Below are 9959 nucleotides of genomic sequence, written 5' to 3' on the forward strand. Positions count from 1 at the left end.
GCGGAACTGGGAGCTGGCGATCGCCCGTGGCACCGACCCGGACGACCTGTTGTCAGCCCACGACGTCGCAGACCGGAGCAGAGCCGGCCAGGAGGTCGTCGCCTACCTGCACGCCCTGATCGGGCAGCGGCGGGCGCACCCCACCGACGACCTGCTGAGCATGCTCGTCGGGGTGGAGGAACAGGGCGAGGTCCTCACCGCGGCCGAGGTGCTGGGCATCTGCGTGCTCCTGCTGGTCGCGGGCATGGAGACGAGTATCAACCTCATCGGTAACGGAATGATTGCTCTGCTGCGCAATCCCGACCAGCTGGCTCTGCTGCGCGAACGACCGGAGCTCACCCCTGCGGCCGTCGAGGAGATGCTTCGCTACGACACGCCCACCCAGTTCACGATGCGGGTCGCGCTCACCGAGACGACCGTGGCCGGGCACACCTTCGCCCGCGGTGACGGCGTGATCGTCCTGATGGCCTCCGCCGGCCGGGACCCGGCCGTCTTCACCGATCCCGACCGTTTCGACATCACCCGGTACGCGGCCGCCTCGGCCCCTCGCCGCCATCTGGGCTTCAGCCTCGGTCTGCACTACTGCCTGGGAGCGCCGCTGGCCCGGATGGAGGCGGAAACCGCGATCCGCACGCTCATCGCGCGGGCCCCCGGCCTGTCCCTGGCCACCGACACCCTCACCTATCTGCCCAGCCTCATCCACCGAGGGGTGGTCTCGCTCCCGCTCGACCTTTCCGCGGACTGACCCCTGACGCCCGGCGCGGTCAGTCGGTCGGGGCCTGCGGTGGCCGTCCGTGCTGGAGGTACACCGTCTGACCGGTGTGCAGGGCGTCCATACAGGCGCGGATGCGCCGGGCCATGTACGGGGCGAGGAACTGGTCGTACTCGTCGGGGGCGCACAGCCGCCAGGCGGTGAGTTCGTCGGCCTGTAGGTTCAGATGGTGTTCGGCGTCGTGGGCCGTGAGCGTCCCGCCGTCGAAGATGAAGTTGACCAGCGCCGGTCGTCCGTCGTCCTGAGGCGGTACCCAGTCGACGGCCACCAGCCGGCCGGGGCGGACATCCAGGCCGAGTTCTTCCTTGATTTCCCGCCGTGCGGTGTCCCACGGGTACTCGCCCGGGTCCATGTGGCCGCCGGGGATGAGCCAGGTGTCGGTGCGGTACGAGGGTTGGACGAGCAGGACCCGGCCGTCGGGATCGTGGAAGAGGCCTGCGGCCCCCGCGATCGCGCGCGGCAGTGTCGCGTAGAACTCGGCCGGTGGCAGTCGTCCGCTGGTCATGTTCCATGACCTTAGAGCGTCCGTTATCCGCCCCGCCGTCGTCTTCCCTACCGTGGATGCGACCGGACGTCCTTGACCGGGGCCCGGGGCAGCCGGCCAGCCGGCGGTTGGTGGCGGGGGTGTGGCCGGTGTGACTCGCAGGAGGATGCCCATGTGCGTGCCACAGTGTGTACTGGCCGGAGTCAGGGTGGTGACTCCCGAAGGTGTCCTGGATCCAGGGTGGATCGAGGTCGAGGGGGGCCGCATCGCCGCGGTCGGTACCGGCGTGCCCGCGAGGGCGGCCGGGCAGTCCGTCACCGATCTCGACGGCGCCTGGCTGTTGCCGGGATTCATCGATCTGCATGTGCACGGCGGCGGCGGTCACGACGTCGCCACCTCAGCGGCGGCGATGGCCGCGGCGGTCGCGTTCCACCGCACGCACGGCACCACCGGCACGCTCGTGTCGCTGGTCACCGCGGCTGTCGAGGACCTCGCCGAGCAGCTGTCATGGGTGGCCGACCTGGTCGAGCGGGGTCCGTGCGCCGACGGTCACGTGCTCGGGGCACATCTGGAGGGGCCGTTCCTCGCGCCCGCGCGCTGTGGCGCGCAGGCCCCTGAGCATCTGCTCGACCCGGACCGGGCGGTGTTCGCCCGGCTGGTCCGCGCGGCCCGGGGAACGCTGCGCGTCATCACGGTCGCACCGGAACTGCCCGGCGCCGCTGAGATCATCGCCGATGCCGTGGACGGCGGCATCGTGGCCGCGATCGGGCACACCGACGCCACCTACGACCAGGCCGTCGCCGCGTTCGCAGCCGGCGCGACCCTGACCACCCACCTGTTCAACGCCATGCCGCCGCTGCACCATCGAGCGCCGGGCCCGGTCGGGGCCGCTCTCGACGCCGGCGCCGGCGCCGACGTCGACGTCGCCTGCGAGCTGATCAACGACGGTGTGCACGTACACCCGTCCATCACCCGGATGGTCGCGCGCGATCGGCATCGGCTCGTTCTGGTCACCGATGCCATCGATGCGGCCGGCGCCGGTGACGGTGACTACATCCTCGGCGGCCAGGCCGTGCGGGTGCGCGACGGCCAGGCGCGGTTGGCGCGTTCGGGCGTGCTTGCCGGCAGCACACTCACGATGGACGACGCCCTGCGCCGGGCGGTCCTCGACGCCGGCATCCCGATCGAGGTCGCAGCTGCCGCGGCGGCGACGAACCCGGCCCGCGTGCTCGGCCTGTCCGCCACGTGCGGAGCGATCGCCGTGGGCCTGGCCGCCGACCTCGTCGTCCTCGACGTCGATCTTCACCTTGTCCGGGTCATGGCCGGCGGTGTGTGGTCGTGACCCGGACCCGCCACTGTTGCGGCGAACACGTCATGGATTATGAATTGACGCAGGTCACGTCCTTGGACACGAAACCGGTACCTCCGCTCACCTTGTTGGATGTGCAGTTGATCTTGTTGTTCGACGTCCGCGGATTCTGAACCCAGAAGCCGACACCGGACGCTCCGCCGAGGTCGGCGACATTGTCGGTGAAGACGTTTCCTTCGCCGGAGCCCACCGCCACACCGTCGGTGTTGATCGTATGGGTCTGGAAGCCGTCCTGGAGCGCCGACGGCCCGCTCACCGTGCCCTTGTTACCGATGATCATATAATTGTTGCCCTTCACGTCTATCCAGGAGTCCGCCCAGCTCCCCGACATACCGACCGCGTCGAAGGAGTTGTTCTGGATCACGCCTCCGGTCGTACCTTCCTTGATGTCGATGTTCTCGGCGCCGGTGTGACGGATGGTGTTCCCGATCACCTGGTTGTAGTTCGAGGTGTCCGGCTTGCCACCTGTATAGCGGCCCCAGTTGGAGACAGCCGACCCCAGGTAGACGCCCTCGCCGAAGCTGGCGGTCTTCACTCCGGTGTTCTCCACCAGGCAGTTGGTTACCACGTCATAGCTGGAAAACGCCCGCAGATGGATGCCTTCCTGCCCGATGTCGTGCACGTACAGACCGTCGATCGTCACGTGGCTGGAACCGTCGAGGACCACGCCCTTGGTCGCCTCTGTCACGGTGAACCCCTGGAGCTTCCAGTAGCCCGCTCCCAGCAGGTTCAGGGCGTAGCCACCGCCGGCGCCACCGCCGTCGAGCACAGCATTGCGAGAGCCTCGCAGTGTGATAGGTGCGGCTTCGGTACCCGAGACCCGGATGTTGAACCGTCCCGGGCTCGTCGGCGTACCGCTGGGCTTGCTCTTGGCGTTGATGTCCTTGGCGTCCTTGCCCGAGTAGCGACCGTCGGCCATGGTGATCGTCATCCCTGGCCGGGCGGTGTTGAGCGCGTTTATCAGGCTTGCGACGTCGGCCACCTTCACCTCCGTGCCCGGGGCGACCGGATCCAGCGCGGGAGCGGGTGCCACCGGCGGCGGTGGGGATCCGTCCTGCTGATCCGGGTCCGGGGACGCCGAAAGCGCGGCCTGCACGCCGGCTGTCGTCCCGCCCAGCTGGAAGTTCGCCCGGAACCGGTGGGTTCTCCGGGTCTTGTCCCCATCAGGTTCATACGTATCCGCGATCAGTGAATGCTTGCCGTCGGCCAGGCCGGTCACCTTCACGATGCCGGGATTCACCGTGGTGAGGGGCTTGCTGTCAAGCGTGAAGCGGATGTCTGCTCCGTCATCCGCACCCGCGATCCCCGCGTAGAACGTTGAACCGGCGGGAAAGGTCTGATTGTCGAGGCTCTTCACCACTGTCGACAGGTCACCGGAACTCGATGACACCAACTGCGGGTCCCCGCTGGGAGCAGCCTGTGGCTCTCCGGCGGGCGCTCGACAGGCTGCTACTGAAAGTAGTGAAAACGCTACGAAGAGCAATGATGCGGATCGAGTCGTCCGCCGAGCCAAGCTCTTACCCTTGAAATCCGCGAACATACGGGTCCTTCACATCTCGATGTGCTGAGGCAGGGCGAGTATAGGCGATCCAGACGACGGTCGATCACAGCGGTCGATCACGGGGCCTGATGAGATACCTCTTTAATCCATTTCATTTGAACACCGTGTAACGATTGGGGGGTCGTTCGGAAGGGGCGTTCAACAATGGCTTCAAAACTGTCACACATGAGATGCCGGATGCATCGGGCCTGCCTGCGGCACGGCCGGTGAAGCCGATTACGCGCTGTTGCGTTCACTCGGAGTAATTTCGGTTACTTATGGCGATGGTCTCGCGAATCGTGTCCGCTCGCCCGAGGCGGAGCAGGTGTCGGGCAGCGGGCTCGCCTGCCCGACCCGCTGACAGAACGCCCTGTTCACAAGCCCTTTTCTCCGGGTTCTGCCGCCCCGCGGACGGGATGTGTCGGGGAATTCCCCTGGTTCCCGGTCGCTTCGGCCGGGCGTGCCGACTCGGCCGAACCTAGGGATTTCCCGGAAGCGCAGCGGTGCCCTTGTGTGGTCTCGTCAGCGGGATACGACCGAGACCGGGGGCAGAGCGCTCATGACATCCGTTTCAGCAGACGATCTCGGGATTCCCACGACCGGTGTCCACGTCGGGTTGCTCGACGGGTTCCGGTTGTGCGTGAACCAGCGCAGCGCACCGGTCCCGCTGGCCGCCCAGCGCCTGGTCGCGCTGCTCGCGCTGTGGGACAGGGATGTCGCCCGCTGCGAGGTGTCGGGAACGCTGTGGCCCGAGGCCAACCAGGCGCAGGCCAACGGCTGCCTGCGCACGGCATTGTGGCGGCTGCGACGCGCCGAGCGGACACTCGTCATCGCGACGCCGACCCATCTCGGCCTGTGTCCCGCGGTACGGACGGACACCGACGAGACGATCGCCTATGCGCGGCGGCTACTGGAACCGGCCGACCGGTGCGACGGACACCCGCTGCGCCCGCAGCCGCTGCTCGGGGTGCTGCTGCCGGGCTGGTATGACGACTGGGTCGTTTTCGAGCGGGAACGGCTCCGCCAGCTCACCCTGCATGCGCTGGAGTCCCTCGCCGACCGACTGTTGGACGCCGGCCGGTTCGGCGCGGCGACGGATGCCGCCTACGGGGCGATCCGCGCCGATCCGCTGCGGGAGAGCGCACACCGGACGCTCATCCGCGTCCATCTTGCCGAAGGGAACGCGCACGAGGCGCTGCGCACCTACCGTTCCTACGTCGACCTGCTCCAGCGTGAACTCGGCATCGGGCCGTCGATGCAGCTGACATCGCTGATCAGGCCGGTGCTGCCGCGGGAGCTGAGGCATGCGGGCGCCCAACAAGCGGCAGGCCGGGTGACGGGCAGCTGACGCACGGCCGATGCGATGCACCACTCGGATCACGGAAGTCACTATGTCGATTGGGCGCTGGGCGGCTTCTGGAGAAGTCTCAACCGAACTCGAACACTTCAGTAGCGTGCCCTACATTTCAGTCATCGCTTCAGTTCGGAATCGATCAGTTCAGTAGCAGCGCCGGCCACGCCGCGGTCGAATTTGCCTGTGCGCGGCTCGGCAAGCCGTACGTGTGGGGCGGCAACGGCACCCCCGGCTTCGACTGCTCCGGTCTGGCCCAGGCCGCCTACGCCGCAGCCGACATCCAGCTACCGCGCACCGCCCAGGCCCAGTACGACGCCGGCCCGAAGCTGCCAGCCGGGGCGCCGCTGGAAGCAGGGAACCTTGTGTTCTTCGGGACCGCTTCGAACAACATCACCCACGTTGGGGTCTACGTCGGTCGGCAGGGAGACCAGGCAATAATGGTCGACGCTCCCAACGAAGGCTCTGTCGTCCGCGTTGAACCGTTCCCGGCGACGGTGGGCGCCAGGTGGGGCTCGGACACCTACATAGGCGCCACGGCGCCAGGCGTCCGTTGAACGGATGTCGCACCTACAGCGACCACCACCACCGCCGCCCAATCCGCCACCTCATGGAAAGATCAGCTGGTGCAGCCGCAGCGATTCACCACCGCCCTCGCCGCCCACGAGCGCGGCCGGGCTTTCGTGGCAGTGCCGTTCGATCCCGACCGGGTATGGTCCCCGAAGCCACGGCACCACATCACCGGCACCATCAACGGGATGCGCATCCGCGCCGTTATCGAGACGCGCGGCAACCAACGCGGGTTCACCCTTGGGCCAGCATGGCTGCGCGACTGTCATGCCCTCGCGATCGGTGACTCCATCACTGTGGAGATCGCTCCCGAGGGACCGCAGCGCGACGACCTCGCCGAGGACGTCGCCGCCGCATTGGACGCCAACCCCGAGGCCAGCGCGTTCTTCGACGCGCTGGCCCAGTTCTACCGCAAGGCGTACCTGCGTTGGATCGACGCGACCAAGCGCCGCCCCGAGCAACGAGCTCAACGCATCACGGAAATGATCCGACTCCTCAGCGCCGGGATCAAGGAGCGTCCCAAGCCATGAGCCGGGTGCCGGCGAACCGTTCCCGGCAGCACCTCGCTGGCGGGACCCGTGGGGGCAGGTGCGTCTACCTCGGTGAGCAGGTAGAGCAGGCGGTGTTGGTCGACGCTCCCGATGACGGCGCGGTAGTCCGCGTGGAACCGTTCCCGGCGACGGTAGGCGCCCGGTGGGGCGTGGACACCTACGTCAGGCGCCACGGCGCCCGTTGAGTGGATGCTGGTTTTCAGTCGCGAGGTTCTCCCAGCTTCCGCGGCGGGCGCTCGCCCGCCTCACCGAGGGCACCCGGTTGCCGTGCCCGGCCGGAGCTCATCGGCGGCGTCGAACACCGCACGATCACGATCGTCGACTACTCCACGGCCCGGCCGGCCAGGTTCGAGCAGGAACAGCGGCGTTGGGCGTCGTCGACAACGACCGCCACCGGCGAGGTCCGCGCTCAGGGACAGCAGCCGGGTGGTGTGCACGATCGAGGAGGCGCCGAACCCCTCCACGCCCCGGAACACGCTCGCGCCGGCCAGCCCGGCGCGATGCGCCCGGTGCACGATCTCGCTGGCCAGCGGCTCGCAGAGATACGACAGGAGGACGGCGAGCGGCGAGGTGCTGGTCAGCCGTTGGAGACCTTGATCGGCACAGCCAACCCGAGCCACGAGTCGTCAAGAACGATTGACGACCTCATGTCGTCAATCTATTTTGACGACATGAGTGAGGCGGGGGCGCGGGGCAGTCAGATGGTGGAGGCAGCGGGCGATCCCGATCCGGCGACCGGTCTGGCCGCCGTGGCGGCGCTGCGGGGTCTGGTGGAGGTGCTGGAGGAGTTGCAGGTCGACAACGCCCGCGCCCAGGGCTGGTCCTGGCGCGACATTGCCCGCGTCCTGGGAGTGACCAAGCAGGCGATGCACTACAAACACGCCGGACGACTGCGGGGGCGGGACTGATGGCCCGGATGGCGCGGCGGCCTTCGGCCGCTGGCCTAGAGATCAGGCGGTTGGCGGAGGTGGAACGGGATCGCCTCGGTCATCCCTATCTCGGCGACGAGCATCTGCTGCTCGGGGTGCTCGCGCACGCCGCGAACCCGGCCGCGGTGATGCTGAACGAGCGGGGACTGGACCTGCCGACCGCGCGGGCGGAGATCGCGCGGATCGTGGCCGAATCCGGGCCACTCGCCCGGGACGACACCGCCCTGCTGCGGGAGTTCGGCGTGGACGTGGCCCGGATGCGCCGCCAGCTGGAGGCGACCTTCGGCACGTTGGCGGTGCACGACGCGGCCCGACGGGTACGCCTGCGGCCCTGGTGGCGCGGACGATCCCAGCACAACCCGCTGTGCGGACCGCTATATCTGATCAAGCGAGCGCAGCTCATAGCCTGCACCACCGCAGGCACACGCGGCGAAACCGAGATCCGCCCCGAGCACCTGCTTTATGGTGTCCTGCGCGTCGCGCGTGACCCGTTCGGCTCCGGGCTCGGCCGCCGTGGACGCCGCGACGCCAGCCGCGTGGGCCTGCGTGTCGGCACGGCCCATCCAGTCCGGCTGCTGCTGACCGGGCAGGGAATCGACGTGGACCGGCTCAGCGAAGATCTACTCGGCGACCTGATCGGCCGAAGGGAAGGGCATCCGTGACGACAGCTGCGACCACGACCGAGTCAGACGCCGCCGAGCCGCTGACGTGCTGGTGCTGCGGTGGCACCTACCAGGAGCCTGACCTGGTCCGGCTCGGGAACCATCCCGAGGTCGGGGTCTGCCTGTCGTGCGCGCACTTCCTGCATCAGCAGGCCCGCAGCCGGGAGGACGCGCTGCGCCCCTCGCCGGCCTCCCGGCTGCGTGATGGGCTGCGGGCTGGCCGGTGTCTGGTCATCCGGTGGCGGTGGCATCAACACCCGGTCATCGGCCGGCCGTTGCGCTGGTTGGGCCGGCGCCTGCCGTAGATCACCTCGTCATTTGTGCCTGTCCGGTCAGCGCGGCACCGTCGCATTGCGATGACTGCGCCGGCGGCGACGGTGACGCCGCCGGCAACGCGAACAGGTTAAGGTTCGTCGCGGTCGATAGCGGCCAGCGGATCAAGCGCGTGGCGAAGCTGGGCCAGCGACGGTGACCCGGCCAGGCGGCCAGCCGCGTCACGGTAAAGCCGACACGACAGGCTTGCCGAGCGGCCCGGCTCAGCAAACGGATCGACGCCGTCGACGAGCAGGGTCGGTGAGCCAGTCATGCCCACCTCCGCCGCCAGATCCGCACTGTCGACCACACGGAGGGTGACAACATCCTCGGCGGTTATCAGGCGACCGATCCGGTCCTGGAGCGTCGCAACGTTCGGGCAGTCCGGGACGTGCAGAATCGTCAACCTCATCAGCGGTGTCCCTCCCCAACTCCCCTCGATGTCGTCGGCATGTAGGGCATCCAGCAAAGTACCGCAACGCCTGGCTATCCACCCCTGCCACTCGACCACCTCAGCCGTGCGCACGCCCCAGCATCAACCTGTATCGGAACACACGGCAAGCGCGTAGAGGGCGACCCGATCGGGTGTGTCCGGTCGGCCCCACCGCGGCGCAGTAGCCATCCAGTCGTGGCCATGTACGCCCGGCACGACCAGCCGGTGAGGGTGAGCAGCATGGTTGATCTTGTAGAGCTGTAGAATCTGTCGCCTTTGACCGATCCGAAGGAAGCAGGAAATGGCCCAGGTCGCGGCCAGAAACCACGTGGACCGAACCTCGGATAAAAGATTCACTACGCGGCAGTCGGCCAGGCTGGCGCACTCCAATATTTCAGCGCCCAGCTCATGGGACCGCCCGACTGAAACGTTCGGGCGCGGTTGACAAGAAGCGTGCAGCAAGAAGCGGGGTTGCGGGAATGATCGACGCCGCTGGTCGTGCGCTCCGCAACGTTACTGCTCAGGCGCGCAGGACGGTGACCGGGCGACCGGACGGGCTGCTCGCCTGCTCAAACCTCGTGCGGTCGGCGATAGGCGCGACCTCGGGTCGGCGGTCGAACACCACCAGGACACCGCGGTCGAGGCCGAGCCGGTCAAGGTAGCCATCCAACTGGGTCAGCCCCTTGGCCAGCGGGTCGGGTTCGCCGGCCCGCCACACCTTCAACTCGATGCCCTCCCGTTGCACGGCCCGTTTCCCGTCCGGGTTCTGGTAAGGCCAGCGGACGAACAAGTCGATGCGCCCGCGGCCGACGCCGTATTCCCGCTCCACGCTGTATCCCGGAACTTCGCAGCCTCCGTTGACGACGCGTTGCAGGAAAGCCATGAACACCAGCTGGGGGGCGACCTCGTGGTAGACGATTCCGCGGGTCAGCACGTCGGAGTGCTCACGCCAGAAGTCGGCGAACTCGGCGAGCAGCAGGTCGAAG

General features: G+C 68.1%; 12 protein-coding genes and 3 pseudogenes. 10 read left to right on the forward strand and 5 right to left on the reverse strand.

Annotated elements, in window-relative coordinates; translation table 11 throughout:
- Positions 1 to 745 (forward strand): cytochrome P450 (locus U9983_RS23980; RefSeq protein ID WP_322756183.1); only part of this gene is annotated, 745 nt, incomplete at its 5' end.
- A gap of 19 nt (positions 746 to 764) precedes the next feature.
- On the opposite strand, the gene U9983_RS23985 is transcribed toward U9983_RS23980, so the two are convergent.
- The gene (locus tag U9983_RS23985) at positions 765 to 1277 is read right to left on the reverse strand and encodes an NUDIX hydrolase (protein WP_322756184.1); all 513 of its coding nucleotides are present in this window, start codon (positions 1275 to 1277) and stop codon (positions 765 to 767) included.
- Between the two features lie 151 nt (positions 1278 to 1428).
- Between U9983_RS23985 and nagA the strand changes: the two genes are divergently transcribed.
- Positions 1429 to 2598 carry an N-acetylglucosamine-6-phosphate deacetylase gene (gene nagA, locus U9983_RS23990; protein WP_322756185.1) on the forward strand — a complete coding sequence of 390 codons (1170 nt, stop codon included), beginning with the start codon at positions 1429 to 1431 and terminating at the stop codon, positions 2596 to 2598.
- 37 nt (positions 2599 to 2635) lie between these two features.
- On the opposite strand, the gene U9983_RS23995 is transcribed toward nagA, so the two are convergent.
- Positions 2636 to 4015: a right-handed parallel beta-helix repeat-containing protein gene (locus U9983_RS23995; protein WP_322756194.1), complete on the reverse strand. Its 1380-nt coding sequence runs from the start codon at positions 4013 to 4015 to the stop codon at positions 2636 to 2638.
- Between the two features lie 367 nt (positions 4016 to 4382).
- Here U9983_RS23995 and U9983_RS28105 point away from each other — a divergent pair.
- The 5 genes and pseudogenes from U9983_RS28105 to U9983_RS24015 form a co-directional block, all read left to right on the forward strand.
- Positions 4383 to 4475: pseudogene (locus U9983_RS28105) on the forward strand (NADP-dependent oxidoreductase); the annotation flags it as partial.
- Between the two features lie 249 nt (positions 4476 to 4724).
- The gene (locus U9983_RS24000) at positions 4725 to 5513 is read left to right on the forward strand and encodes an AfsR/SARP family transcriptional regulator (RefSeq protein WP_322756186.1); all 789 of its coding nucleotides are present in this window, start codon (positions 4725 to 4727) and stop codon (positions 5511 to 5513) included.
- A gap of 212 nt (positions 5514 to 5725) precedes the next feature.
- Positions 5726 to 6073 carry a C40 family peptidase gene (locus U9983_RS24005; RefSeq protein ID WP_322756187.1) on the forward strand — a complete coding sequence of 116 codons (348 nt, stop codon included), beginning with the start codon at positions 5726 to 5728 and terminating at the stop codon, positions 6071 to 6073.
- A 69-nt stretch (positions 6074 to 6142) separates the two neighbouring features.
- Entirely contained in the window at positions 6143 to 6616 is a 474-nt protein-coding gene (locus tag U9983_RS24010) for a YdeI/OmpD-associated family protein (protein ID WP_322756188.1), read from the forward strand.
- The gene (locus U9983_RS24015; protein WP_322756189.1) at positions 6613 to 6822 is read left to right on the forward strand and encodes a hypothetical protein; all 210 of its coding nucleotides are present in this window, start codon (positions 6613 to 6615) and stop codon (positions 6820 to 6822) included. The genes U9983_RS24010 and U9983_RS24015 overlap by 4 nt, the downstream gene beginning before the upstream one ends.
- 176 nt (positions 6823 to 6998) lie before the next feature.
- Here U9983_RS24015 and U9983_RS28110 read toward each other — a convergent pair.
- A pseudogene (locus tag U9983_RS28110) lies at positions 6999 to 7170 on the reverse strand (DUF190 domain-containing protein); the annotation flags it as partial.
- 114 nt (positions 7171 to 7284) lie between these two features.
- Here U9983_RS28110 and U9983_RS24025 point away from each other — a divergent pair.
- From U9983_RS24025 to U9983_RS24035, 3 genes are read left to right on the forward strand one after another with little or no spacing between them, the layout of a single operon-like run.
- On the forward strand, positions 7285 to 7545 hold the full coding sequence (locus U9983_RS24025; protein WP_416211509.1) for an RNA polymerase subunit sigma-70: 261 nt from the start codon (positions 7285 to 7287) through the stop codon (positions 7543 to 7545).
- Positions 7546 to 7604: 59 nt separating this feature from the next.
- Positions 7605 to 8228: a Clp protease N-terminal domain-containing protein gene (locus tag U9983_RS24030; protein WP_322756191.1), complete on the forward strand. Its 624-nt coding sequence runs from the start codon at positions 7605 to 7607 to the stop codon at positions 8226 to 8228.
- Positions 8225 to 8533 (forward strand): hypothetical protein, encoded by a 309-nt coding sequence (locus tag U9983_RS24035; protein WP_322756192.1) that lies wholly within the window; start codon positions 8225 to 8227, stop codon positions 8531 to 8533. The genes U9983_RS24030 and U9983_RS24035 overlap by 4 nt, the downstream gene beginning before the upstream one ends.
- A gap of 98 nt (positions 8534 to 8631) precedes the next feature.
- On the opposite strand, the gene U9983_RS24040 is transcribed toward U9983_RS24035, so the two are convergent.
- Positions 8632 to 8952: a thioredoxin family protein gene (locus U9983_RS24040; RefSeq protein WP_322756193.1), complete on the reverse strand. Its 321-nt coding sequence runs from the start codon at positions 8950 to 8952 to the stop codon at positions 8632 to 8634.
- A gap of 541 nt (positions 8953 to 9493) precedes the next feature.
- Positions 9494 to 9959, reverse strand: a pseudogene (locus tag U9983_RS24045) (ATP-binding protein); the annotation flags it as partial.

The sequence above is a fragment of the Protofrankia sp. Cas3 genome (assembly GCF_963555955.1).
Classification (GTDB): domain Bacteria; phylum Actinomycetota; class Actinomycetes; order Frankiales; family Frankiaceae; genus Protofrankia.